Source organism: Methylobacillus arboreus (genome assembly GCF_020532725.1).
Classification (GTDB): Bacteria; Pseudomonadota; Gammaproteobacteria; order Burkholderiales; family Methylophilaceae; genus Methylobacillus; species Methylobacillus arboreus.
The window spans coordinates 32393-59035 of record NZ_JAJAVC010000004.1; the positions used below are offsets into that span (position 1 = coordinate 32393).

Annotated in this window: 22 protein-coding genes and 1 tRNA gene; 16 read left to right on the forward strand and 7 right to left on the reverse strand. The window is 56.1% G+C overall.

The annotated features are described in order from the left end of the window. Window positions 1–50: 50 nt before the first annotated feature. Window positions 51–2882, forward strand: a complete 2832-nt coding sequence (locus LG198_RS05030) for a valine--tRNA ligase (RefSeq protein WP_230342092.1) — start codon at window positions 51–53, stop codon at window positions 2880–2882. Between the two features lie 181 nt (window positions 2883–3063). Here LG198_RS05030 and LG198_RS05035 read toward each other — a convergent pair whose 3' ends face one another. From LG198_RS05035 to LG198_RS05060, 5 genes are all read right to left on the reverse strand, one after another. Continuing rightward, window positions 3064–5229, reverse strand: coding sequence for a putative bifunctional diguanylate cyclase/phosphodiesterase (locus tag LG198_RS05035; protein WP_328484881.1), 2166 nt, complete (start codon window positions 5227–5229; stop codon window positions 3064–3066). Between the two features lie 307 nt (window positions 5230–5536). After that, window positions 5537–5782, reverse strand: a complete 246-nt coding sequence (locus tag LG198_RS05045; RefSeq protein WP_230342093.1) for a sulfurtransferase TusA family protein — start codon at window positions 5780–5782, stop codon at window positions 5537–5539. Window positions 5783–5784: 2 nt separating this feature from the next. Continuing rightward, complete coding sequence (locus LG198_RS05050; protein ID WP_230342094.1) at window positions 5785–6117, reverse strand: rhodanese-like domain-containing protein; 333 nt, start codon at window positions 6115–6117, stop codon at window positions 5785–5787. Between the two features lie 134 nt (window positions 6118–6251). Then, the gene (locus LG198_RS05055; protein WP_230342095.1) at window positions 6252–6749 is read right to left on the reverse strand and encodes a M48 metallopeptidase family protein; all 498 of its coding nucleotides are present in this window, start codon (window positions 6747–6749) and stop codon (window positions 6252–6254) included. 155 nt (window positions 6750–6904) lie between these two features. Continuing rightward, window positions 6905–6980 (reverse strand) — tRNA-Phe (locus tag LG198_RS05060). Between the two features lie 307 nt (window positions 6981–7287). On the opposite strand from LG198_RS05060, the gene cobT reads away from it, so the two are divergent. The 4 genes from cobT to LG198_RS05080 are packed head-to-tail and all read left to right on the forward strand — an operon-like array spanning window position 7288 to window position 11178. After that, window positions 7288–8346 (forward strand): nicotinate-nucleotide--dimethylbenzimidazole phosphoribosyltransferase, encoded by a 1059-nt coding sequence (gene cobT / locus LG198_RS05065; protein WP_230342096.1) that lies wholly within the window; start codon window positions 7288–7290, stop codon window positions 8344–8346. Then, window positions 8343–9089 carry an adenosylcobinamide-GDP ribazoletransferase gene (locus LG198_RS05070; protein ID WP_230342097.1) on the forward strand — a complete coding sequence of 249 codons (747 nt, stop codon included), beginning with the start codon at window positions 8343–8345 and terminating at the stop codon, window positions 9087–9089. The genes cobT and LG198_RS05070 overlap by 4 nt, the downstream gene beginning before the upstream one ends. A gap of 14 nt (window positions 9090–9103) precedes the next feature. Beyond that, window positions 9104–9679, forward strand: a complete 576-nt coding sequence (gene cobC, locus LG198_RS05075; RefSeq protein ID WP_230342098.1) for an alpha-ribazole phosphatase — start codon at window positions 9104–9106, stop codon at window positions 9677–9679. 8 nt (window positions 9680–9687) lie between these two features. Continuing rightward, window positions 9688–11178, forward strand: a complete 1491-nt coding sequence (locus tag LG198_RS05080) for a tetratricopeptide repeat protein (RefSeq protein WP_230342099.1) — start codon at window positions 9688–9690, stop codon at window positions 11176–11178. Window positions 11179–11215: 37 nt separating this feature from the next. Here the strand turns inward: LG198_RS05080 and cobD are convergent, their stop codons facing one another. Beyond that, window positions 11216–12190, reverse strand: a complete 975-nt coding sequence (cobD, locus tag LG198_RS05085; protein ID WP_230342100.1) for a threonine-phosphate decarboxylase CobD — start codon at window positions 12188–12190, stop codon at window positions 11216–11218. Next, window positions 12183–13136 carry an adenosylcobinamide-phosphate synthase CbiB gene (gene cbiB, locus LG198_RS05090; protein ID WP_230342101.1) on the reverse strand — a complete coding sequence of 318 codons (954 nt, stop codon included), beginning with the start codon at window positions 13134–13136 and terminating at the stop codon, window positions 12183–12185. Before cbiB ends, cobD begins: the two co-directional genes overlap by 8 nt. A gap of 14 nt (window positions 13137–13150) precedes the next feature. Between cbiB and LG198_RS05095 the strand changes: the two genes are divergently transcribed. From LG198_RS05095 to LG198_RS05145, 11 genes are all read left to right on the forward strand, one after another. Continuing rightward, window positions 13151–14605 carry a cobyric acid synthase gene (locus LG198_RS05095; protein WP_230342285.1) on the forward strand — a complete coding sequence of 485 codons (1455 nt, stop codon included), beginning with the start codon at window positions 13151–13153 and terminating at the stop codon, window positions 14603–14605. 67 nt (window positions 14606–14672) lie between these two features. Further along, complete coding sequence (locus tag LG198_RS05100; protein ID WP_230342102.1) at window positions 14673–16520, forward strand: hypothetical protein; 1848 nt, start codon at window positions 14673–14675, stop codon at window positions 16518–16520. Between the two features lie 74 nt (window positions 16521–16594). Next, complete coding sequence (locus tag LG198_RS05105; RefSeq protein WP_230342103.1) at window positions 16595–17095, forward strand: sigma-70 family RNA polymerase sigma factor; 501 nt, start codon at window positions 16595–16597, stop codon at window positions 17093–17095. Window positions 17096–17104: 9 nt separating this feature from the next. Next, window positions 17105–18163 (forward strand): FecR domain-containing protein, encoded by a 1059-nt coding sequence (locus LG198_RS05110; RefSeq protein ID WP_230342104.1) that lies wholly within the window; start codon window positions 17105–17107, stop codon window positions 18161–18163. An 87-nt stretch (window positions 18164–18250) separates the two neighbouring features. Beyond that, entirely contained in the window at window positions 18251–20755 is a 2505-nt protein-coding gene (locus LG198_RS05115; protein ID WP_230342105.1) for a TonB-dependent receptor, read from the forward strand. Between the two features lie 132 nt (window positions 20756–20887). After that, entirely contained in the window at window positions 20888–21409 is a 522-nt protein-coding gene (locus tag LG198_RS05120) for a sigma-70 family RNA polymerase sigma factor (protein WP_230342106.1), read from the forward strand. Then, entirely contained in the window at window positions 21406–22380 is a 975-nt protein-coding gene (locus LG198_RS05125; RefSeq protein ID WP_230342107.1) for a FecR domain-containing protein, read from the forward strand. Before LG198_RS05120 ends, LG198_RS05125 begins: the two co-directional genes overlap by 4 nt. A gap of 99 nt (window positions 22381–22479) precedes the next feature. Next, a complete protein-coding gene (locus LG198_RS05130; RefSeq protein WP_230342108.1) occupies window positions 22480–24909 on the forward strand; it encodes a TonB-dependent siderophore receptor in 2430 nt (809 codons plus the stop codon). A 232-nt stretch (window positions 24910–25141) separates the two neighbouring features. After that, window positions 25142–25399 carry a ParD-like family protein gene (locus LG198_RS05135; protein WP_230342109.1) on the forward strand — a complete coding sequence of 86 codons (258 nt, stop codon included), beginning with the start codon at window positions 25142–25144 and terminating at the stop codon, window positions 25397–25399. Then, complete coding sequence (gene map / locus LG198_RS05140) at window positions 25399–26196, forward strand: type I methionyl aminopeptidase (RefSeq protein ID WP_230342286.1); 798 nt, start codon at window positions 25399–25401, stop codon at window positions 26194–26196. The genes LG198_RS05135 and map overlap by 1 nt, the downstream gene beginning before the upstream one ends. Next, the gene (locus LG198_RS05145; protein ID WP_230342110.1) at window positions 26186–26632 is read left to right on the forward strand and encodes a hypothetical protein; all 447 of its coding nucleotides are present in this window, start codon (window positions 26186–26188) and stop codon (window positions 26630–26632) included. The genes map and LG198_RS05145 overlap by 11 nt, the downstream gene beginning before the upstream one ends. Window positions 26633–26643: the final 11 nt, after the last annotated feature.

A 26643-nucleotide genomic window follows, 5' to 3' on the forward strand; every position in this document is an offset into this window, starting at 1 on the left:
GCGCAACCGCGTGATTGCGGCGCGGGCCGCTATGTTAAAATCCCACCCCTATGAGCACAGATAACTCCCCAATCCAAACCCTCGATAAATCCTTTGAGCCCAAGAACATAGAAAGCCGCTGGTACCAGTTCTGGGAAGAGCGCGGCTACTATGCTGCCGGGCTGGATACTTCCAAGCAGGATAATTTCTGCATCCTGCTGCCGCCGCCCAATGTGACGGGCACACTGCATATGGGCCATGGCTTCAACCAGACCATCATGGATGCCTTGACGCGCTACCATCGCATGCGCGGCGACAACACCTTATGGCAGCCGGGTACCGACCATGCGGGTATCGCCACGCAGATCGTGGTGGAGCGCCAGCTGGATGCGCAGGGCGTCAACCGCCATGACCTTGGGCGCGAGAAATTCCTGGAAAAGGTCTGGGAGTGGAAAGAATATTCCGGTGGCACCATTACCAAGCAAATGCGTCGTTTGGGCACTTCTCCCGATTGGCGTCGCGAGCGCTTCACCATGGATGAAGGCTTATCCCGGACAGTTACCGAGACCTTTGTACGCCTCTATAACGAAGGCCTGATTTATCGCGGCAAGCGTTTGGTCAACTGGGATGTGAAGCTGGGCACGGCAGTATCAGACCTAGAAGTGGTGCAGGAAGAGGAAGACGGCTCGCTCTGGCATATCAATTATCCCTTGGCGGATGGCTCCGGTCATTTAACCGTAGCCACCACACGTCCGGAAACCATGCTGGGTGACGTGGCCGTGATGGTGCACCCGGAAGACGAGCGTTATGCGCATTTGGTTGGCAAGACCGTCAAGCTGCCGCTGTGTGACCGCGAAATCCCGATTATTGCCGATGATTATGTAGACCGCGAGTTTGGTACTGGCGTGGTGAAGGTGACGCCTGCGCATGACTTCAACGATTATGCAGTGGGCCAGCGCCACGGTTTGCCGCTGATCGGCATCCTGAACCTGCAAGGCTTCGTCAATGACACTGCGCCGCAGCAATACCGTGGCCTGGAGCGCTTTGCCGCACGCAAGCAGATTGTGGCCGACCTTGAAGCCCAGGGCTATCTGGCCAAGATCGACAAGCACAAGCTCAAGGTGCCGCGCGGCGACCGCACCAATGTCGTGATTGAGCCCATGCTGACCGATCAATGGTTTGTCGCCATGAGCAAGCCGTCTGCCGACGGCAAGAGCATCACGCAAAAGGCGCTGGATGTGGTGGCTTCAGGCGAAATCAAGTTCGTGCCGGAAAACTGGGTGAACACTTACAACCAATGGCTGAATAATATCCAGGATTGGTGCATCTCGCGCCAGCTATGGTGGGGACACCAGATTCCCGCCTGGTATAGCGACGACGGCAAGGTCTATGTCGCGCACAACGAATCCGAGGCGATTCAGCTCGCGGCCAACGACGGTTACCGCGGCAACCTGAAGCGCGACGACGATGTGCTGGACACCTGGTATTCCTCCGCGCTCTGGCCGTTCTCCACATTGGACTGGACTGGCGACGAGGAAAAGGACAAGGCGAATGTCGCCTTGCAGCAATACCTGCCTTCTTCCGTGCTGGTGACGGGTTTCGACATCATCTTCTTCTGGGTGGCGCGCATGGTGATGATGACCAAGCACATTACCGGCAAGATTCCGTTCAAGCATGTCTATGTACACGGCCTGATCCGGGATGCCGAGGGTCAGAAAATGTCCAAGTCCAAGGGCAATGTGCTGGACCCGATCGACCTGATCGACGGTATCGGGCTGGACGACCTGGTCAAGAAGCGTACAACCGGCCTGATGAACCCCAAGCAGGCCGAGCAGATCGAGAAGCGTACGCGCAAGGAGTTCCCGGAAGGCATTCCTGCGTTCGGCACCGACGCCTTGCGCTTCACCTTCGCCTCGCTGGCTTCCCCTGGCCGCGACATCAAGTTCGACCTGCAGCGCTGCGAAGGCTACCGCAACTTCTGCAACAAGCTGTGGAACGCTACGCGCTTTGTGCTGATGAACACCGAGGGCCAGAACAATGGCCTGGAAGACTGCAAGACCCAGCCTGAAGGCTACCTCAAGTTCTCGCAGGCAGACCGCTGGATCGTCAGCCTGTTGCAGCATACCGAGGCGGAAATAGAGCGCGGCTTTGCCGATTACCGTTTTGACAATGTGGCGCAGGCCATCTACAAGTTTGTCTGGGACGAGTATTGCGACTGGTACCTCGAGTTGGCCAAAGTGCAATTGCAGACCGGGAATGAAGCCGAGCAGCGTGCGACACGCCGTACCTTGCTGCGTGTGCTGGAAACCATATTGCGCCTGGCGCATCCATTGATGCCTTTCATCACCGAGGAAATCTGGCAGACCGTGGGCCCGCTGTCCGGCCGCACCGGCCCCAGTATCATGTTGGAAGCCTACCCCAAGGCGCAGCCTGCCAAGATCGATACGGATGCCGAGTCCTGGGTGGCATTGCTTAAGCAGGCAGTGGACGCTTGTCGCAGCCTGCGCGGTGAAATGGGCGTGTCGCCCGCAACCCGCGTGCCTTTGATTGCGGCTGGTGACGCGGAGAAGCTGGCCGCCTATGCGCCGCATCTCAAGGCGTTAGCCAAGCTGGCGGAAGTCGAGATCGTGGATGAATTGCCTGAGGCTGATGCGCCGGTGGCATTGGCTGGGGATTTCAAGCTCATGCTCAAGATCGAGATTGATGTTGCTGCTGAGAAAGAGCGCCTGGGCAAGGAAATTGCCCGTTTGCAAGGTGAAATCGGTAAGGCGCAGGGTAAGCTGGGTAATGAAAGCTTTGTCGCCCGCGCACCTGCCGCAGTCGTTGCGCAAGAGCAGGAGCGTTTAGCAGTCTTCACTTCAACGCTGGAAAAACTGCAGATACAACTGGCCAAACTGAAGTAGTGGAAAAGCCTCCGACCGGAGGCTTTTTTATTTGACCATGCTGCTAGCCCGAGCTTTTATATATTAGGCTGAAGCAAGATGCAGCGGGGTTTTCCGAGTCGTCTTCATGGCCAAGATCAAGCACACCAATCCAGTTGCCAAGGAGACATAATCTTGGGTGGAGTCAGTTTATAAGCACTCTTTACGTGCTAATGAAAGCGGATGAGAACTCGTCCGCTGGAACCGGCTTCCCGAATAGGTAGCCTTGGACTTCAGTGCAATGACTGTCCATGAGGAAGTCCAGGTGCGCTTGCGTCTCAACGCCTTCGGCGATGACTTCGAGGCCAAAACTCTTGCCAAGATAGATGACGGCGTTTACCACGGCGGCATCTTCTGGATTGGCATTGACGTCGCGAATAAAGGATCGGTCGATCTTGAGACGGTTTACCGGATAACGTTTCAATAGGCTAAGAGAGGCGAAGCCGGTGCCGTAGTCGTCGAAAGAGAGCCCGACGCCGATATCACGCAGGCCATGCAAAAGCTTCAGTGTCATATTGTCGTTGCGCAAGAGGATGTTTTCAACGATCTCAAGTTCGAGCGACTCCGCAGGAAGGCCGGTTTCTTCAAGTACCTTCTGAACCACGGTGAGGAGGCGGCCTGAGTGCAATTGCGCCTCGAACAGGTTGACGCTAATGCGAAAATAGGGAATGTGAGCCTGCCACTTGACTGCCTGCAAGCAAGCGGTGCGCAATATCCATTCACCCACAGCGGCGGCAGAGGGCTTCTCGCTCAGCACCTCAATGAATGAAGCGGGAGCCAGCAGGCCGCGCGCAGGGTGGCGCCATCGCATCAATGCCTCGGCCCCGGTCAGTTGCTGTGTTTTTGTCGCGACCTGCGGTTGATAGAAAAGCTCGAATTCACCGTTCTCGAAGGCGAGCCGCAGTTCTTGCTCGAATGCACGGCGCGCCACGGCAACCTGGCGGAAGGCCGGCGTAAATAGTTCATAGCGCCCCTTGCCTGCGGCCTTGGCCTTATAGAGCGCGAGATCAGCAGCCCCAAGCAATTCATCGGAGCGGGCGCTGTGCATTGGTGCAAGCGAGACGCCGATGCTGACACCGATTTCAATCGACTGGCCGACGAACTCGTAGGGCTTGGCAATCTCGTTCACCAATTGTTGAGCGATGTTTTTTGCCTCCCTGACATTATTTCCCGGGAGCAGAACCACGAACTCATCGCCGCCGAGCCGGGCCATCATGATGGCATTGGCACAGGTCGCTTTCATGCGTGCGGCAACCTCTTTCAATACCGTATCACCAGCAGAATGCCCCAGGGTGTCGTTGACCTCTTTGAATCTATCGAGATCGAGCAGCAGGATCGTCGCGGGTTTCTCGGCGGCGAGCGTCTCCGTCAGGCATGCGCGCCATGCGCCCCGGTTCGGCAGGTCGGTCAGCGCGTCGAGCGAGGCCAGTTGGAACAACCGCACTTCGTTTTGCCGGCGTTCGGTAATGTCACGCACGATAGCGCCAACGCTGATGGTATTGCCTTCTTCCCATGTCGACAGCGAAAACTCTGCTGGAAACTCGCTGCCGTCTTTGCGTAGCCCTGATAGCTCTATAGTTTGATCGGCGAGCTCCATCTTTTCGCCTTGCTGTAGCCGTTGCAGTTCAGCGTCATAGATATGACGCCAGCTATCCGGGACGATCACGGCAGTGGACTTATCCGCAAGCTCACTGGCCGAATATCCGAAAAGCCTCTCTGCCGAGCGATTCCAGAACGTAAATTCGCCTTTGGCATTCGAGCAGATGATCGCATCGGGGGAGGTGGCCGCAATATTCTCGAAACGCTTCTGGCTGATGGTCTTGACGTAGTCCAGGCGACGCATTTCCATGCGGTCCATGACCAGGGCTGCCAGGTCCGAGAGGTTGTGGCGGTCTTCGTCGCTGAAGGTCGTACGCGGCTTGCTGTCGATCAAACAGACTGTTCCGAGCTTCTCTCCAGTAGGGGCGATGAGTGGCTTGCCTGCATAGAAACGAATGAAGGGCGGACCGACTACAAGGGGATTGGAAGAGAAACGGGGATCGTTCAGCGCATCGGGAATGAAGAGGATGTCATCCTGGATAATCGCGTGGGCGCAGAAGGAGACTTCGCGGCTTGTTTCGCAGGCCTCGAGTCCCACGCGTGCCTTAAAAAACTGCCGGTCATGATCCACCAGCGAAACCAAGGCGATGGGCACTTCAAACAAGCGGGCGGCAAGGTTGACCAACCTATCAAAATCTTCGGTCTCGGGGGTGTCCAGAAGATGGTACTGAGCCAAGACTTTCAAACGCTGCTCTTCGTTGGCCGGTATCGGGTAAGGCGAAGTATCCATTTGTTCCATCCATGAGTTGGGAGGTAGATATTTCCGAGATGGCAGTTTATCCCTACGACCGCGAAGAGCGGGTATTTTTGCGTTCAGGTAACCGCCACTTTCCCGCAGTATTGATGCCTTTTTTTTGTATCAGTGTACGCTACTCTTGATCTTGCTTTTAGCATATTTATCATATTTTAACTATATCTAAGGTAACTGTGGCTGGGCGCTCGGCAAGGAAATACAGCGCTACCCAAGCGTGGATTTTCGCTGACATTATGATATTCAAGCGATTTGAAGGTGATTGGTAGTGATGGGCGCACAGGGCTTATGTCGCACGTTTCCTGATATGGAAAATGAATTCTTTTTGGGGGGCGTCTTCGTTTTCTGCAATCGTCAGCATTTCATGGCCGGTCTGTTTGCAGAAAGCCTGGAAATCCTTGACCGAACCGGGGTCGGTCGCGATAACCTTGAGAATTTCGCCTGCGGCTACGTTAGCCAATGCCTTCTTGCAGCGCAGGATGGGAAGCGGACACTTGAGCCCGCGCGCGTCGAGTTCTTGATGGAATTCCATGATCAACCGGCCTTGAGTACAAAGGTATAGCCAGCATTGGCCCATGCCAGGATGCCGCCACGCAGGTTGTAGACGTTGTCGCGGTCCATGCTGGCGATGAAGGCGGCGGCCTGCGCAGAGCGGATGCCGCTGTGACAGTAGAAGATCAGTGCGGTTTCATTGTGCTCGCACAACAGCTTGCCCATATGGGGGATGACGGCCATCGGCAGGTGCATGGCACCTTCAATGACGCCCCGCGCGACTTCATCATCGTTGCGTACATCCACCAGAATGGTCTTTTGCGAGGATAAGAATGCGTGAAGCTCGCTTGCATCAATATCGGTATGACTCACCATGAACATTAAACCGCAAGTTATCAAGCGGGCCATCATACCACAGCCATATTGGTGATTTTGCTCTTGGGCGTGGCGATGTCGTGCCAGCTGAATATTCGCATCCCATGGTCGTTAACTGTCTTAAATATCAGGATTCAAGCATGCCTGCGCTCGCGCCAGGTTAGCCATACCCGCATATCGAATTCCAATTGGTGATAGTCAGGCTCCATATGCCGGCACAGTTGGTAGAAGGCCTTGTTATGGTCTTTCTCTTTCATATGTGACAGCTCGTGTACCACGATCATGCGTAGAAACGCTTCGGGAGCATCGCGAAAAAGTGTAGCGATGCGAATTTCGTTTTTGTTCTTCAGCCTGTTCCCTTGCACGCGTGCTACGAAAGTGTTGGTGCCGAGTGTTCCCTTCATCGGGTGCTGCTGGTTGTCGAATTGTATTTTGGCTACAGCCGGTGCATTTCTCAAGTAGCGTTGTTTGATGTCCGTCACATATTGGTACAGCGCTTTATCCGTCTGGATGTCATGGCGCGTTGGATATTTGTGTTCCAGCCAGGCGCCAAGCTGGCCTTTTTCCAGCAAGGTGCAGATTTGTGCAAGCAAGGTGGCAGGATATCCGTTGAGGTAGGGAAGCTTGTTCATAGTAGTTGCCTCACCAATAAAATCTCAATGTCGGAGGTGTGCCAGCGGATGCTTGCATGGGGCATGGCGTTGTCTTTGGTTGGGAGATTGCCAAGAAATCCTGCAGAAAACAAAAAGGGCTAGCTCAACACTGAAGCTAACCCTTTGGTATTCTTTGGTGGCCAGGGGCGGAATCGAACCGTCGACACGCGGATTTTCAATCCGCTGCTCTACCAACTGAGCTACCTGGCCATTGTTACTTTGATTACGTCGGCTCTCGGAGCTCACGCAAGGCCAGCATTATAGCAAACTTCAGCGTTTAGTCTAGGGCCTGTTGATGTTTTGTTCACGAGCCGCGTTGCTGCGTTATTCGTCGTTCATTTTGAACAACCAAACATCACCCCTCATGCCTTGACCTGCTCAAAAATCGGCTTCGGTGCGGTTACGAATAAAACAGTAACAGATCTTAACCGATCACGAAAAATTCGTGATTTATTCCTGTATTTTAAAAAGTTGCATGCTCGGGTATGCTCCAAGCTTGATTTAAAAAGTAAATTTCATGAGCCATACTTTGCCACAATTCTCTGTCTCTCCGCTGGACGAGAGTCTCAAAGCTGAATTGCAAGCCAAGATCGACAACAAGACCAAGCCTATAGGGGCGCTTGGTCAGCTTGAAGACTTGGCGTTACAGATTGGATTGATTCAGCAATCATTGACGCCTGCCCTGCAACGTCCGGCCATGCTGGTTTTTGCGGGGGATCACGGTGTGGTGGAGGAAGGCGTTAGTCCGTATCCGCAGGAAGTGACCCGGCAGATGGTCGTGAATTTTCTTGGGGGCGGGGCCGCCATAAATGTGTTTGCCCGTCAGCATGATATGCGAGTCAGAATTATTGATGCTGGCGTGAATTACGAGTTTTCTGCGCATCCTGATTTGATTCGTGCCAAGGTGAGCATGGGCACCAGTAATTTTCTGAAAATCCCCGCCATGTGTTTGCCCCGGTGCGTGAAGGCCATGACTAACGGTTATAAACTTGCTCAGGCTGAAGCCGATGCAGGGACGAATGTGATGGGCATGGGGGAAATGGGCATTGGCAATACTACTTCTGCGTCTGCCTTGGTGGCTGTGCTGTGTGGTTTGCCGATAGAGCAGTGCGTGGGGCGTGGGACGGGGTTGGACGATGCCGGCGTCAAGCACAAGGTAGCCGTAATCCGCCAGGCAATCGCACATCACCATGTGGATAAAGCAGACCCTGTTGCAGTGCTTGCCACCTTTGGCGGCTTCGAAATTGCCATGATGGTGGGCGCCATGTTGGGGGCAGCAGAGCGCCGGGTTATCTTGCTGATTGACGGATTTATTGCGACAGCGGCCTTGCTGGTGGCAAGCCGGATTGCGCCGGCGGTGCTGGACTACTGTATTTTTGCACATTGCTCGGCTGAAGCAGGGCATGCGCTTTTATTGCAGGAGCTCAAGGCCAAACCCTTGATGAATCTTGGATTGCGGCTCGGTGAAGGTACCGGGGCTGCGCTGGTTTATCCCCTGGTGCAGGCTGCTGTCAACTTCCTGAATCAGATGGCTTCGTTTGATTCTGCGAGTATCAGCCGCCAGGGTAGCGCATGAGCCGGCAATGGCGTTTGTTTCTGCTGGCGCTGGGATACTTTACGCGCTTGCCCTTGCCTCCTATAGAGCATTTTGAACCTGCAGAGCTGAATGATGCCGCGCGGTATTTTCCGCTGGTCGGTGTCTTGGTCGGCTTGGCAGGGGCCCTGGTGTTTTGCTTGAGTTTGCAGCTGTTGCCCTTGAGTGTCTCGATTGTCTTGAGCATGTTGGCAACAGTCTGGCTCACCGGTGTTTTTCATGAAGATGGTCTCGCAGATACCATGGATGGCTTGGGCGGCGGATGGACTAGGGAGCAAGCGTTGGCCATCATGAAAGACTCCCGTATCGGCAGTTATGGCGCGATTGCGCTTTTGCTGGCCTTGATGCTCAAGTTCACCAGTCTTAGCCATATCAAGATCGAAATCCTGCCGTTTGTGATGGTGGCGGCACATGCGGTAAGCCGCTTGGCTGCTGTGCTGGTGATTGCTAGGCAGGAGTATGTGCGGGAAGAAGGCAAGGCAAAACCTCTGGCCAGTAAACTTTCGTTGACAAGCCTGTGGGTTGCTATCGTGCTTGGCCTAGCGCCTATGTTATTGCTGCCGGTAGACCAGTGGCCGGCATTGCTGCTGGTAGCGGTCGTCTGGCTGTGGTTCAGCCGCAAGCTCAGTCGACGCCTTGGCGGTTATACCGGCGATTGCCTGGGGGCCATGCAGCAACTGACAGAATTGGCGTTTTATCTTGGTATCCTGATGTTGGCATTCTGATCTGGAGTATGTAATTGGAAATTTATTTGGTTCGCCACACTACGCCGGATGTATTGCCTGGCACCTGTTACGGACATAGCGATGTTGACGTAACGGAAACTTTTCTCGCTGAATTTGATACGCTGTATCACAAGCTTGGGCATGTGCGGGACCCTGTGATTTATAGCAGTCCCCTGCAACGCTGCATGAAACTTGCCGAATCAGTGGCAATAACTTTCAGCCCGCAAGTGTCGGTGCAGCAGGATGCCCGGCTCAAGGAGCTGAATTTCGGCGATTGGGAAATGCAGTCCTGGAATGATATTCCGCGTGGCTTGGTAGAGGTGTGGGCGGAGGACCATGTGCGGCATGTACCGCCCAATGGCGAGTCGTTTTTGCAGCTTTCACAGCGCGTCCAGGCATTTGTTTCGGATTTGGACCATGCCGAGCGGCCGGCACTGGTCTTCACGCATGCAGGGGTGATCCGCGCATTGACAGGATATGCGCTGGATTTACCGCTTATTCACACGTTTAAGCTGCAGATTGACTATGCTAGTGTCAGCAAGATCATTATTGAGGACACAGTGACGCGGGTGGCATACGTCAATCGCTAGCTAGAGATATGGGCAAGGCAAGTCGCGTCAAACAGCAGGGTGTTGTTTCCATACGTTCGATACTGGATGAGGCCGGTCGCTTGCTTGCCGTGGACAACCCCAATGCGGCCTTGGCGCGGTATAACGAGGTGCTGGCGCAATCATCAGAGGATTTTGATGCCTTGGTTGGCTGCGGCCGCGCCCTGACAGCGTTGAAGCAGTATGAGTTTGCGCTTGCCCATTTTGACTATGCAGCCACACTTAAGCCGGATGCTGCCATTGCCTATCACTACCGCGCGTTGGCATATCATGGCGCCAAGCGCTTTGATGAGGCGGTCCTGGATCACCAGCAGGCGCTGGCGTTGAGCCCCAATAACATTTCCACCTATTTGAATCTCGCCAATACGCTGTCCGAAATGGACCGGTTTGAAGATGCACTGGCGTTCTACAACGGGGTGATCGAGATGTCTCCCGGCAATGCCACAGCGTTTAACAACCGCGGCAATTTATACCTGGATTATTGCATGGTTCAGGAGGCATTGCAGGATTATGCGCGTGCTGCCGAACTGGAACCCGAACAGAATAAATTCCGCTGGAACCAGGCCCTGATGCATCTCCTGCTGGGGGAATACGAGCAAGGCTGGCCGCTTTATGAAGCGGGCTTTGGCATCGCCGGTTTCGCCAGGGGAGTCCGTAAAAGCTCGCCCAAGCCAGAGTGGCTGGGCCAGTGTGACGTCAATCAAAAGCGGGTACTGCTTTATGCTGAGCAAGGCCTGGGCGATACGATCCAGTTTTGCCGCTATGTGCCCATGGTGGCGGCATTGGGAGCGCATGTGATCCTGGAAGTGCAGCCGCCACTGGTCGGCCTGCTGACGACGATGGGGCCGCAATGCCAGGTGGTTGCGCGCGAGAGCGGCTTCGAGGGTTTTGATTACCTTACACCCCTCATGAGCCTGCCCATGATATTTGGGACGACGGTTGAGTCTGTGCCGGCAGATATCCCTTATCTGCACGCAGACCAGCAACGGCAAGCGCTGTTCAACCTGGCACCCGCTACGCGCCCTCGTATCGGCCTAGTCTGGTCAGGCTCAACCGGGCATACCAACGACCACAGGCGCAGCCTGTCATTGGCACAGTTGGCGCCACTGTTGTCCTTGCCGCTGGAATTTCATTCTCTGCAAAAAGAAATACGTCCCGCGGATGCTGCCTTGCTCGCAGCGTTGCCAGCCCTGCAATTGCACCAACAGCAATTGCAGGATTTTGCCGATACCGCAGCACTGATCGAGGCGATGGATATTGTCATCAGTGTCGATACTTCAGTCGCCCATCTGGCCGGGGCGTTGGGTAAGCCTGTGTGGGTGCTCCTGCCGTTTGTGCCGGATTACCGCTGGATGCTTCACCGGCCCGATACGCCGTGGTATCCGCAAGCCCGATTGTTCCGTCAGCCAGCCGTGGGTGATTGGGATAGCGTCATCGAGGACCTGCAAACCGCTTTACTGCCATGGTCTAAGAGCGGCTGACAAAACTCAGCGAAGCGCTCGCTCCTGGCTAGCTGCTCTAAATCTGTTTTAACGAGGTCTCAAGCTTTGACCAGCCGGCATGACCCGGCAGACCAAGCCTTAAACCTTGTTGCGACGGAAAATAACGTGTCCAAATGCCAAGCTGGGCGAGGCGCAGATGCAGGTTTTCAGCATGTTCCGGCTTGAGCCATTGGAACAAGGCACAGCCATTTACGGGTTCAAGACCATATTTCCGGAGCACGCTGGCTAATTGATGGTTTGCAGCGAGCAATTGCGAGCGGTTGTGCTGCTGCCAGTTGCGATCGGCAAGCGCTATCTCGGCCACAATGCGCGCTGGGCCGCTGACCGGCCATGGGCCCAGCAGCTCGGCACAGCGGGCCAATAACCCGGTCTCTGCCAGCAAAAAGCCTACACGTGCGCCCGCCAGCCCGAAAAACTTACCAAGCGAGCGCAATACGATCAACCCAGGCAGGTGGCTGGATGCAGCCAGGCTGAATTGCGGGGTAGTATCCATGAAGGCTTCATCCACGATAAGCCAGCCGTCACGAGCGGCCAGTATTTGACGCCATCGCAGTAACTGATCGGGTGCAATCATACGTCCCGTGGGGTTGTTGGGATTGCAGAGTATCAAGACCTCGGTATTGCCCAGCATTGTGCTATCAGGCAAGTCAACCAATTCGTTGACCGTGTGACCATGCTGTTGCCAGGCATGGGTATGCTCGGCATACATCGGGCCAAGCACGGTCACCCGGCAATGCGGGCGCAGGCGTGGCAGGGCCTGAATCGCGGCTTGTGAGCCGGACGTGACCAGTATTTGCTTTGCGCCATAATAATGAGCGGCTGCCTGTTCCAGCCTATTGTCGGTTTCTGGCAGTCGTTGCCAGGCAGATGGCGGGATATCCGGTACCGGATAGCCGTGCGGGTTGATGCCGGTGGAAAGGTCGAGCCAGTCACTGAACGGAATGCCGAAGCGCTCTGATGCCGCCCGCAGGTTGCCACCATGTTCAAGCATGGACGGCTCCTGCAATTAAGCTCAGCACCAGGACGGCAGCCAGCCATAGCACTATGCTACGGTGCACCAGGCGTACGGCCGCGAGGATGCTGCTTGTATCCGCTGCTGATCCCATGCCCAGCACCGGACGGGATTTTAGTATTCCATGGTAGCTGGCTGCTCCACCCAGGATGACCTGTAGAGCGCCTGCCCCGGAAGCCATGACAGGCCCCGCATTCGGGCTATACCAAGTGCGCGCTTGTACTTTCCAGCATATCAATGCAGTGCGGGTATGGCCGCGCAAGGCATAGCTCAAGGCAGTCAGGCGGGCCGGGATCAGATTCATGAGGTCGTCCAAGCGCGCCGCGGCCCAGCCGAAATAGAGGAAACGCGGCGTGCGGTAGCCCCACATGGCATCCAGCGTATTAGCCAGGCGGAATAACAGCGCGCCAGGCCCGCCCAATAGCACAAACCAGAAAATGGCGCCGAAGATGGCGTCGTTGCCGTTTTCCAATATCGATTCCACGCTGGCAGCCGCAATTTCGTTTTCGTCCAGCGATGCCGTATCGCGGCTTACGATCATGCCCACGGCTTTCCGGGCGGCAGGCAAATCCTGTTGCACAAGCGCGTGGTGGATGCGCATGGCATGCTCCTTGAGGCTGCGGGCACCAATCGCAAAGTAAAGCAGCAGGATGTCCAGCAGCCAGCCATGGGCCAGCCGGGTGAGCCAGCATGCTGCGGCAAAACATGGCAACACGAGTGCCAGCCAGGCGGCAATGCCCAGCAGGCGGGAGATCACAGGCGTATGGCTGCGGTTGAGGCGCTGTTCTACCCAGGCGGCAATATTGCCAAACCCCACCAGCGGATGCCAGCGCCTGGGCTCGCCCAGCCACCTGTCCAGCAACAGGGCGGCAATCAGCAAGACTGGGGTTGCGAGAAAAGTAGTGGGATAATGGGCCAATGACATACGCCAAAACATTGATGGTTCAAGGGACCACCTCGGATGCGGGCAAGAGCACGCTGGTGGCTGCACTATGCCGGGTATTGTACCGCAGGGGCGTGCGCGTCGTGCCATTCAAGCCGCAGAACATGGCGCTCAACTCCGCTGTGACCAGCGACGGCGGCGAGATCGGGCGTGCGCAGGCGGTACAGGCGCAGGCATGCGGGTTGCGGCCACATACCGATATGAACCCCGTTTTGCTGAAACCGAACAGCGACACCGGCTGCCAAGTGATCATTCACGGCAAGGTGGCTGCCAATCTCGAAGCCAATGCCTACCATGCCTACAAGCCCACTGCGATGCAGGCGGTGCTGGACTCCTGGCAGCGCCTGCGCGAGCAGTACCAGTGCGTGCTGGTGGAAGGGGCAGGCAGCCCGGCCGAGATCAACCTGCGCGAGAATGACATCGCCAATATGGGCTTTGCCGAAGTGGCGGATTGCCCGGTAATCCTGATCGCCGATATCCATAGAGGTGGCGTGTTCGCCCATCTGGTCGGCACCCTGGCCTTGCTTTCTGCATCGGAAAGGCAACGTATCGTCGGCTTTGTCATCAATCGTTTCCGTGGCGACATCGCCTTGCTGCAACCCGGCATCGACTGGCTGGAGCGCGAAACCGGCAAGCCGGTGCTGGGCGTGCTGCCCTATCTGCACAACCTGCATATCGAGGCCGAGGATGCCGTGGCAAGAGAAACACTGGAAAAGCCACAGACCTGGCTACGCGTGATCGCTCCGGTGCTGCCGCATGTCAGCAACCATACCGATATGGATGCCCTGCGCATGCACCCCCATGTCGATTTCCAGTTTATTGAACTCAACGAGCCTGTGCCGCCTGCCGATCTCATCATCCTGCCCGGCAGCAAGAATGTGCGCGGTGACCTTGCCACGCTTAAGTCGCATGGCTGGCATGACAAGATCGCCCGGCATTTGCGCTATGGCGGCAAGGTGCTGGGCATTTGCGGCGGCTTCCAGATGCTGGGCCGGAAAATTCACGATCCGCATGGGATTGAGGGCGACGCGGGTTCTAGCGACGGCTTCGGCTGGCTGGAGATGGAAACCACCCTGACCAAGGAAAAACACCTCAAAGAAGTCGAAGGCAAGTTGGCCTTCGCCGATGCTACCGTAATTGGCTATGAAATCCATATGGGCGTAAGCAGCGGCCCTGCCTTGGAACGGCCTTTGCTCTATATCGGTCCGCAGGCAGAAGGCGTATTGTCCGAGGACAACCAGATAGCGGGTACTTACCTGCATGGCTTGTTCGATCATGCCGAGGCAACGCAGGCCTGGCTGGACTGGGCAGGCTATCACCAGCTTGCTCAAGCGCAAGAGGAAATGGCGCACTACGATTATGTCGCCTTGCGTGAAGCCAGCCTGGAACGTCTTGCCGACGAGGTGGAGCAGCGCTTGGATTGGGGCAGGCTCACGCCTTATCTGCCATAAATGGATAGCCAGCCTGTGATTGATAAAGTGACCAGCAATCCGGCTGTTGGCTGGGGGCGATCACATCGTGGGTAAATCAGGCCAATCCGCGTTTCAATTAGTGGCGCTTGCGCTGGCATGTGCCGCACTTTACTGGGCGTCCTTGTACCTGGGCAGGCTGACATACTGGCAAGTCTTTGGCTTGGTCATCGTTTTCAGCCCGCCGGTTTTTGCGCATCTGTCAGAAGGCCTTTTGTTCAGGCGGCGGGCCATGCTGGACAAGGCTGCCATGCCGGATAGCAAGCTGAGGCGCTGGCTCTGGTCCGGAAGTTTTGTGCTTGCCATGCAAGTGGGCCGGGCGTTTTTCTGGGCCGCATTGCTTTTGTCTGCCAGTACATTGCTCAGTGCCGGGCAATGGGGAGTCGTGGCATTGGACTGCCTGGTGCTTGTATATGTGGCCCATATCTGCAACAGGCAACTGGCAGGCCAGGTGCGTGCGGATTATCTTGGCGTGTTTGCCAGGAACTGGCCGCTGCTGTGGCTCAATACCGTGCTGCTTGCAGTGGCATTCTTCTTCCTGGATTTCTTTTATGGGGCGGTTGATACCCGGCCTGTCGCCTGGCATGTGCTGGCTGAGGAAATCCATGCAAGCGTGCTGAGTGAGTCTGCCACCCAGTGGATTGGTTTTGTGAATGCATGGCTGGCTGCAATTGATCAACTGGTCTGGCATGCCGCCCAGGTGCTTATTCCCGGTATTGATAATGTGTATGTCAAAGTGTTGGCCTGGCTCGTGGTGTTGCTGCCCGCTGGCGTTATCGCTTATGCCCTCAATCATTATTTGCTGGGCGTCCTGAGCCTGGCTGACAGGCTCGCCAGGCAAACACCGCAACATATTGCCACAAGCCGGGTAACCAGAATCCTGCTGCTAATGATCGGTTTGCTGGCCTTGGTCTATTGGGGATTGCCCAAAGTTGCGTTCAAGCCTGTGGTCGAACAGGTCAGCGAGCTATTGAATCCATGCGAGGTGGATGCAAATAAAATTGCGTTGCTTCAGGCTTCTGTCAGGCAGGATTTGCAACAGTCGGTATCCAGTGCCAAGTTGGCTGCCCATCAACGCATCGATCAGCAAGTGGATGAGGCTTTCACGGGTGTGGAAAAGCGGGTAGATGATTACCTGGACTGGTATTTCTCCATCAAGGGAGAATATGAACGGCTGGCGGTGGCTGTGACTCACAAGGTGGCTGGGAATAAAACCCTTGAGGACTTGCTGAATGAGAAAATGCAGCAAACCATGTTTGATCCCGAGCCAATGGAGAAGATGATTCATGACATTCCGCGCCAGGCATTGACTGATTCCAGCCGCGACTTGCAATATGCGGCCTCGGCCTTGCAAGGCCAGTTAATCAAGGAAATCGAGCAGGCGCCCTGCGCCCTGGCTTCTGTCCAGCTGCCGGTATTGAGTGCGCTGGATTTCTCTCGCGACAGGCAACGCGCGGTCGTGTCGCTGGGTGCTGGCGGCCTAGTATTTTCTGCCTATACAGCCCGCCAGCTTGCCTATCGCCTTGGCCGTGCCCTGGCGCCACGTATTACATCCACTTCAATGATTGCCAGAGTGATTGCCAAACGTGGTGGTTCCATCGCTGGGGGCGTGGGAACCGCCACAGCCCTATGCTCTCCTGCGGGCCCTTTCGCGGCAGCGTGCGGTGTTACGGCAGGGATTGCGACCTGGTTTGCCGTGGATAAGGCCATGATCGCTTATGATGAAGCTCGCTATCGTGAGCAGATGAAGACAGAAATTCTGGAGTTGCTCGATCAACAGAAAAACGGCCTGAAAACCGCATTGAAAAAATCCCACGATGTTGCCTTGATGCAAATGGCGGATCGAATGCATCAGAACATCGACCGAGCTTTTATTCCTTCTCGGGATGGTATTTAGGCTGCGTTCTGACACATGCATCCGGCCCGGATTTGCATTAAAATGAGAACAATTCTTATTTTAATGGTCGTGCCATGTCGATTGATCAGCCGCAATCATTGCATTGCTTGTATCTTAACCACCATCGCTGGCTGCACGATTGGCTGAGACGCAAGCTGGGCGACGCTTTCGTGGCGGATGACCTTGCCCAGGACACGTTTGTCAGCATCATGGCGGCGGATACGGTGCAGGAAATCCGCGAGCCGCGGCCTTTCCTGGTGACGATCGCGCGCCGCCTGATGGCACATCGCTACCGCCGGCAATTGCTTGAAACCAGCTACCTTGAAATGCTTTCCTTCCTGCCGGAGGCCATGGTGCCAGCGCCCGAGGTACGACTCATGGCGCTGGAAGCATTGCAGCAGGTCGACAGGGCGTTGGACGGCTTGCCGCCGCAGGTAAAAGAGGCTTTCCTGCTGGCGCATCTCGAGGAGCTGAGTTATGCGGAAATTGCCGATCGCCTGCAAGTGTCCACCAGTTCGGTCAAGCAGTATCTTACCCGGGCCAACCGCCAATGCCTGTTCGCATTGACGGTGTGAGAGCCTTCTATGCCGCAGTTAGATTCTCTTGACCATCATGATCCTGCCGAGCCGTCGCAAACCCTGTTGGTCGGCGGGCAGCGCATCAGCGCAACCGCGGCTGACCAGGCTGCCGAATGGCTGACGTTGCTGATGTCGGGCGAAGCGACGGAAGAAGACAAACTGCGCTGGCAACAATGGCGTGAGGCCGATCCTGACCATGCATATGCCTGGCAACATCTTGAAACTGTCACCGGCTGGCTGGGGAATATGCAGCCCAAGGTGGCCTACGGCGCGCTTTCCCCTTACGCGCTGTCGCAGGCGCCGAAATTGCCCGGGCGCCGCAAGATCATCACCTTGCTGTCATGGGGCGGCGTACTGTTTGCCACCGGCGCAGTCACCAGCCGTACCAATGCGTGGCAAAGAGCAACCGCCGATCACCGCACGGCAGCCGGCGAGCAGCGCAGCATCACACTGGAAGATGGCACCAGGGTGACGCTGAACACCGCCACTGCGATAGATGTGCGTTTTGATGACCAAGCCAGGGTGGTGCGTTTGCTGGCAGGGGAAATCGCCATTATGACCCGGCAGGCAGCCTTCGGCGGGCCTGCCGATCCGCGTCCCTTGTATGTGCAAACCGTTCAGGGGCGTATACAGGCCTTGGGTACGCATTTTGTTGTGCGGCAGTGGGACGGGCATACCGCCGTGGCTGTATTGCAGAGTGCCGTAGAGATTGTGCCTGCCGAAATCCCGGCGGCACGCCTGGTGGTGAAGCAGGGCGAGCGCATCCTCTTTACCCGCATCGGCATAGGTACGCCTGCTGCGCTGGATGAGCCATCGCTCGCCTGGATCAAGGGCCAGATTGTCGCGGACAATATACGGCTGGGGGATTTCATGGCAGAGCTTGCGCGCTATCTTCCCGGCGTGGTGCGTTGTGCCCCTGCGGTGGCGGATTTACGCTTTTCCGGCGTATTTCCATTGAACGATATTGACCGCATCCTGGCCATCCTGCCGAATGTGCTGCCGGTGCAGGTGAAACTGCGTACCCGTTATTGGGTGGCAGTGGAAGGCGCGCCATCTCCCGCTTAATTAAAAAATTTCTGCCCGATTGACTATTTCGCGGCACTTACCTTGTGAGGGAATCGTTTTTTTACTATTCAGCACAAGGGGAACCACATGCCACGCCGGCAACATCATCACCGCAACATTCCAATACCTAAAACCATGGCGCTCAGACAGTCTGCCGCCTGCGGCGCATCAATGCTGCTTTCCACAACCATGTATCTTGCTATGCCGGGTATCGCCCACGCAGACACCCCGGCAGCGACCCGTCCAGCCGAGGCTGCGCAGTATTACAACATTTCTGCCGGACCATTAGCGGCAGCATTGCGCAGCCTGGCAAGCAATGCCAATGTCCTGTTGACCTTTACCGAGGCACAAACTGCAGGCAAGACGACCACGGGCCTAGCCGGGCAATATACCTTGCAAGGGGCGCTGGCTGCCTTGCTGGCGGGAACCGGATTGCAGGCCGCGCAGGTGAGCGGGGGCGGATATGTGCTGCGTAACGCTTCAGTCGTGAGCGATGCCGTGCTGCCCGAAATTTCCGTTCGGGAGAGAGCAGAATTGCCAGGCGAGCTACCCAGGGCATATGCTGGCGGGCAAGTGGCGCGTGGCGGGCGCGTGGGCATGCTCGGCAACCGCGATGTCATGGATACGCCGTTCAACATCGCCAGCTATACCAGCGATCTCATCCGCAACCAGCAGGCGGCAACCTTGGCCGATGTGCTCGATAACGACTCGGCCGTGCGCATGAGCTCGCGCGGCCGCAATACCAGCATCGGCGGCGGAGACAATTTCTTCATGCGCGGTTTCGTGCTGGGTAACCGGGATGTCGCCCTCAATGGCCTGTATGGCGTGCTGCCCTACGGTACGTTGTCGCTGGAAACCGTGGAGCGTGTGGAAGTCCTCAAGGGGCCGGGCGCGTTGCTGATGGGCATGGCGCCTAGCGGCGGCGTTGGCGGCGCAATCAATGTGGTGCCGAAACGGGCGACGGACCAGCCGATTACGCGCTTTACGCTTAATTATGCCTCGGACTCACAATGGGGCGGGCATATCGACCTAGGGCGGCGCTGGGGCGAACAGAACCAGTTCGGGATACGCTTGAACGGGGTTTATCGCAGCGGAGATACGGCTATTTCCAACCAGGAGGCAACCTTGATCACGGGCGCGATCGGGCTGGATTTCAGGGGAGAGAAACTGCGTGCCTCATTGGATATTGGATATCAATCTGATGATGTAAAAGGGGCCTCGCTGGGATACAGGCTCAGTCCCAGCCTGCAGTATATTCCCGGCACGCCCAGGGTAGGGAAGCAATTGGCACAGGACTGGGAACGCAGGAAGTACCGGGATGATTACCAAGTGGCCCAGGCGGAATATGACATCTCGTCCGCTTGGACAGTGTATGGCGCGGCAGGCACGAGGGACCATGAGCACAGCAATTTCCGTACTGAGTCAAGAATCGAGGCGGCAGATGGTCTCCTGCGAGTTTCCCCGGTTAACTACCCGGAATATTCCGATACCAAATCCTATCTGCTGGGCAGCCGTGTGAAGTTTATGGCCTTGGCTGCCCAGCATGAAGTCAATGTCTCCTATTCTGTCATGGATATCGAGGCAGGCTATGGGTTTGCGCAATGGGCGGCATTTGCCTCCAGCCTGGAAAACCCGGTATGGGTTGCCGACCCGGTTGCATCCAATGCGCCCTATGGCGGATTCTTCGGTATGCGCAAGGCGTCCGAAACCAAAATATCCTCGGTGGGGGTGTCCGATACCATGTCCTGGCATGACGGCGCCCTGCAATTGATACTGGGCCTGCGCCGGCAGAAGGTGGCCATAGATAATTACGACGGCGGGTCTCCCGTCAACAGCAAGGCTTCTGAGTACGACAAAACGGTCAACACTCCTGCCCTAGGGATTGTCGTCAAGCCTTGGGACAATACCTCGCTCTATGTCAACTACATCGAAGGGCTGAGCCCTGGCGCCCAGGTTACGCCTCCGGCCGAGAACGCGGGCCAGGTATTCGAGCCGGTCAAAACCAAGCAAAAGGAAATTGGGGTCAAGGTGGATTTTGGCCGCCTGTTGGGCACGATAGCCTTGTTCGAGTTGAAACAGCCGAATGCCATCAATGTGCCCGGCAGCACCCCGACCGCTTATCTGTACCGTATGGATGGCGAGCAGCGCAACCGCGGCATTGAGCTCAGCGTGGCAGGCGAACTGGCTGACGGCTTGCGCACCATTAGCGGTGTGACTTACATGCAGGCCAACCAGATGAGGACACAAGACGGAAACAACGACGGCAGGGATGCAGTGGCGGCTCCACGCTGGATTGCGAATGCCGGCCTCGAGTGGGACGCGCCTTTTGCTCCTGGCCTAACACTGAGTACGCGGGCAATTGCGACCGGGGAACAATATGTCAATGCACAAAATACCTTGTCATTGCCCGGATGGGTGCGCTGGGATCTCGGGGCAAGATATCGCACTGACTATCTCGGCCATCCATTGACGTTGCGCGCCAATATACAGAATGTGGCCAATCGCAGTTTCTGGGAAAGCAGCGCCGGTTCGGGCGGCATCGTCTTGTCCGCGCCCAGGGTATTGACCGTTTCCGCTACCATCGATTTCTAGAGCCATTGCTTATGGGGAGGGGGCTTCGTCAAGGCCTCAGGACGTCCCCAATAGAAACTAGGATTCAGAACGGATGGACTGTGGTGGGATAGCTGATTAAAATGAGAACAATTCTTATTTTTTGGCCAGGCAATGTCTTTCGACCAGGAGCGGCAATCGCTGCAACTTCTTTATAACCACCATCACGGCTGGTTGCAGGACTGGTTGCGGCGTAAGTTGGGTGATGCAGCGGATGCGGCCGATGTGGCGCAGGACACTTTCATGCGCATCATGACGGCGCCCGAGCACATTGCGGAAAAACAATCCGGGTGGCAGCTCAAAGAGCCCCGCGCTTACCTTACTGTAGTCGCCAAGCGGCTCATGGCCAACCTCTACCGCAGGCGTGCGTTGGAGCAGGCATACCTGGATTCGCTGGCCATGATGCCGGAGTTGCCAGCTCCCTCTCCCGAGCACAAGCTTTTGATCCTGGAAACCTTGCAGCAGATCGACAACATGCTGGACGGCCTGCCGGGAAAAGTGCGAGCGGCATTCCTGATGGCCCAGCTTGACGGCATGACCTACGCCCAGGTTGCAAAACAGCTTGCCGTGAGCGAGCGTACCGTCAAGCGTTACATGGTGCAGGCCATGGCGCGCTGCATCATGTTTTCCGTATGACCACCCTATCGCCCATTGACGAAAAGACTGCGGTAGCAGCGGCTGAATGGTTTTTCAGGCTGCAGGAATCCTCGGCCACGGAAAAAGACCGCCAGGCTTGCGTTGTCTGGCGTCAGGCTAATCCTTTGCATGAGGCTGCATGGCAGCGTGCCCAGGAAGTCAGCGCCAAATTGGGCATTTTGCCCGGAGGCCTCGCCTCTGCTACCTTGCAACTTTCCCGCACTGAAGGCCGGCGCAGGGCCGTCAAGTCGCTGGCTGTGCTGGTGGTGGCAGGCTCTGTAGGCTGGCAGGCCTGGCGCAGCGAATCAGCACGGCTTTATTTTGCGCAATACAGCACACGTGTCGGCGAGCGTCGTGAAATTGCACTGGCAGACGGCACACAGGTGCACCTCAACACCGCCAGCGGCATCAACACCAATATTGATCAAACCCAGCGCCTGATATTGCTGGAGGCAGGGGAGATTCTTATCCAGACTGGTCATGACAATGTGCCGCCCGAACATCCGGCTTACAGGCCATTGCTGGTGGAAACCCGCTACGGCACATTGCGGCCGCTCGGCACGCGTTTCATCGTGCGGCAGCAGCACGATGATATTTCGCTTGCCGTGTTGCAAGGCGCGGTGGAAATTACCACCAGTAGCGGCATGCGGCAGGTGCTCGCCGTCGGTTGGCAAACCACGTTCTCTTCACGCAAGATCCGGCAGCCGGCAGCGGTAAACCAGCATGCTGACAGCTGGATAAAAGGCGTGTTGCATGCCCGGGAAATGCGACTCAAGGATTTTGCGGCCGAACTCGAGCGCTACCGGCCAGGATTCTTGCGTTGTGCGCCAGAGGTTGCCGAGTTGCGAATTTCCGGCGCATTCCAATTGAATAACACCGACCAGGTGATTGCCAGCCTGCCGCAAGTACTGCCGGTGAGGATAAGCTACCGTACCCGCTACTGGGTGGCGCTGACCAGCTTGAGTAATTAACCTGCCTGAATTTCTCACTTGCATTTGTCCCTTTATCTGCACTTCGCGTGTGAAGTGAATTGAAAGCAATTCGCATTCATATTCACCAAAGGGGATTTCATGCAACAACAGGCTCATCATTACAGTCTGCAACAGGCAGTGCGCGGCGCCATGCTTTGCATGGCTGTCGCAGGAACAGTTTGCCTTCCATCGGCACAAGCAGAAGAAAACACCAAGCAAGCGGTATCAAGCTACAACATCAATCCCGGACCCCTGGATGCGGCATTGGGCGACTTTGCCAGTGCGGTTGGAGTCAGTATTACGGTGCAGCCTGCCTTGGTGGCAGGAAAAACAAGCCGTGGGTTGAACGGAAGCTATACAGTCCGGCAGGGATTTGATGCGCTGCTGGCGGGTTCCGGCTTGGAAGTGGTGGATAGCGGCAATGGCGTGTTTGTGCTGCAAAGAGCTAAATCGCTGGGCAGCGACAAAAGCAACCCAGCTTCCACCTTACCGGAAGTAAGCGTATCAACCAAATTGGAACGTAGCGCAGTGACTGAAGGCACCGGTACCTATGCGGCCAAGGCTGTCACCATAGGCAAGACTGAGCAGACCTTGCGCGAGATTCCGCAGTCAGTGTCGGTGATGACGCGCCAGCAGATGAACGACCAGAACTTCACCACGGTAGGGGAAGCGCTCAACCAGATGACGGGCGTGCGCGGTTACGGGTATGAGCGCGCCGAAAGCTTCATGATTCGCGGCTATACAGCCAATACCCAGTTCAACGGGGTGCCGCAACAGGATACTTCACGCCATTGTGATTTGGCACTCTACGACCGTGTCGAGGTGCTGCGCGGTCCTTCTGGATTGATGACCGGAAGCGGCGAGCCCGGCGGAACGATCAACTATGTACTTAAGCGCCCGCAGGATGTGCTGACGATGTCTGCTGTCGCGGGGCTGGGTTCATGGGACCAGCAGCGCGCGGAGTTTGATGTGGGCGGCCCTTTGAATGCGAATGGCAGTTTGCGCGGCCGCACGGTCATGGTGTACCAGGACCAGGACAGGTTCTACGATGTCGGCATGAATCGCGATAAGTTGTTGTACGGCGTGCTGGAATACGATCTTACGCCCAGCACGACGGTGGGCTTGTGGGCCAGTTATTCAGACCGTGACTACAAAACCTTCTGGGGCTTGCCAACCTATAGCGACGGCAGTTTGCCGAGCCGGCAGTCCACGTTTGTCGGCATCGACAAGAATGCCGAGGATGAGGACAAGAATATTGCGGTGGATTTCAAGCACAAATTCGATAGCGGATGGGTAGCCAAGGGTGTGTATAGCTACAAGAATAACCAATATGCCGGCTATGGCGTGTATGCAACGGCACCCGTGAGCACGACGACTGGGTTGAGCAACGTCAATGTCGGCTTTATCGATACTGAAACCACCTGGCTCAGCATGGACTTCAACTTATCGGGGCCGGTGGAATTATTCGGCCGCACTCATATGCTGACTGTCGGCTATAACAAGGCAGAATATGATTATCTGGGCGGCTCGCGTTATTCATCAGCGACTAATCAATCTCCGCTCACCAACCACAACTGGGACGGCGTCCTGAATACCAACATCCTCAGCAAAGGCCAGACATACACCGAGCAATCTGGGTTTTATGCCTCGGCAAAGATCAAGGTGCTGGATTCGCTGAGTTTGATACTGGGCGGTCGCTGGACTGATTTCAGCAGCAAGAACCGCACCGGCTGGCCCAACAGGACGGCATGGCAACACAGCAATGCCGATACCGACGGGGAATTCACCCCTTATGGCGGCTTGGTATGGGATATCGACCAACAGGTCACCTGGTATGCCAGCTATGCGGATACCTTTGTACCGCAAACCAATTTCGACGCATCCGGCAAAGTATTGGACCCGCGGGTAGGCTGGCAGGTTGAAACCGGCCTCAAGGGCGAGTTTCTCGACGGACGCTTGAACGCCTCGGTTGCATTGTTCAGGATACGGGATAAAAACCGCGCCATAGTCGACAGTGCCAACATTGGTTGCGGCGGTACTTCCACAGGTACCTGCTACACGCAGGCTGGAGAGGTGGAAAGCCAGGGCGTCGAATTCGAGGTTGCTGGGCAACCCAGCGAGAACTTGAACCTTTCCATTGGCTATACCTATAATCAAGCCAAGTTCCGCAGCGACAGCACTGCGGATGCTGGCGACCGCTTTGCAGCCAACCAGATCCCGCAGCATATGTTCAAGTTTTGGTCGCAATACCGCTTTGGCGGCAGCGCGTTCTCGGGCGTCCTGAATGGATGGAGCGTAGGGGCCGGCGTGCAGGCGCAAAGCGACATGTATACCGATACGGCCCGCCAAGGCAGCTATGCCATTGCTTCCGCCAAGCTGGGTTACCAGATCGACCAGCATTGGGATTTGTCTCTGACCGTCAATAACCTGTTTGACCGCAAATACCTGCAATATCCCGGCAATGCCATGTTTTACAACATTTACGGCACCCCAAGAAATGCCCTGCTGATGGTGCGCTGGAAATATTGAGTTTTTAAGATAGCTAGGCACTAGGCATATCCCGTCACATGACAGGATATGCCTGACACTCTCCTCGAGGATTTCCCTCTTCGATTTCCCTTCTGTTTTTGTTAAATAGCCGCAGTATCGCGATCGTTAATACAAGGTCTTATTTCGCCTAAGTTATAGACAGTCGGTGGCATCAGAATGCTTTTTTGATATTATACGTTTTGTATACATTATATTTATTTTGGAGTACACCATGGGCATCGTCAAGATTTCGGACACAATGCATGAAAACATCCGCTCTGCGAGCAATGCGTTCAGTCGTTCGATCAATTCGCAAGCAGAGCATTGGCTGCGGGTGGGGATGCTGGCGGAGATGCATCCGCAGTTGAGTTATACGGATATATGCCGCTTGTTGTTACAGATCGAGCAGAGTGGCGGGGAAGTGGGCAATGCCCTGAAATCGGCCGGGGGCGATGTGGCTTCCGTGATCAGTTTGAAGCGGACTGTGTGATGCAGGTCGTGCTGCATGGCGCGGACGGGATCGCCAGGGCGCGCGAAGCGGGGCGGCTGGCTGCCCAAGTGCTTGCCATGATAGCGCCGCATGTGAAAGCTGGCGTGACGACGGACGACCTTGACCTTATCTGCCATGAATTCATTGTCCAGGAATTGAAGGCCATCCCGGCAAATATTGGCTATGGCGGCTTTCCCAAGACCATTTGTGCTTCTGTCAATGACGTGGTGTGTCATGGCATTCCCTCGCCAGGCCAGGTGCTGAAGGATGGGGATATCCTCAATATCGATGTCGCAATCATCAAGGATGGCTGGTATGGCGATACCAGCCGCATGTATTTTGTGGGAGAACCAGCTCCTGCCGCCAAGGCGCTGGTGACTGCCACATATGAGGCGATGCGTGCTGGTATTTTGCAGGTGAAGCCGGGCAATACGCTTGGGGATGTGGGATTTGCAATCCAGCAAGTGGCGCATGCCCATGGGTTCAGCGAGGTGAGGGAGTTTTGCGGACATGGCATCGGCCAGGTTTACCATGCCGAACCGCAAGTGCTGAACTACGGCCAGCGCGGCAAGGGGTTACGGCTCAAGCCTGGCATGATTTTCACGGTGGAGCCGATGCTGAATACCGGAAAATCCATGACCAGGACATTGCAGGACGGATGGACTGTGCTCACCCGGGATGGCAGCTGGTCGGCACAGTGGGAGCATATGGTGGCGGTCACCGAGGATGGTTTTGAACTGTTGACCGCTTGGCCGGACGGGTTGGGGGAATATCTCGAGATTGCATGTGCCGGATGATTCATTCCCTCCAGCTTTGCATGCCTGGGAGCAGACCATGGACCGGGCCAATGCCGCGTTTGAAAGGCAAGATATCCAGGCTGAGGAATATTACCGGCAGGCACTTGAGATAGCAGAATCTGCAATGGTGGTGTGTTGCAGGCATGCTGGTGAAGCATGCCCTGCGTATTGCGATGCCGTGATTGCGGCATTTGTGATCAGCCATCATAACCTTGCTGGATTGTACCGGCAGCAAGGTGCGGAACTTCTTGCGGAAACGCATTACCTGGCGGCGCTGAAAAAGGTCAGCGCGTTGTGTGAGGATGACAGCCTTGGCGATTTGCCGCAGCTTGCTTCACGGCATATGACGCGGGTGTTGGGAGAATACGTCAGTTATCAGCAATTACGCGGCAGGTATTCAGCCAATCCCGGGCAGGGCGATATATTGCCGCATTGATTGGCTGAAGA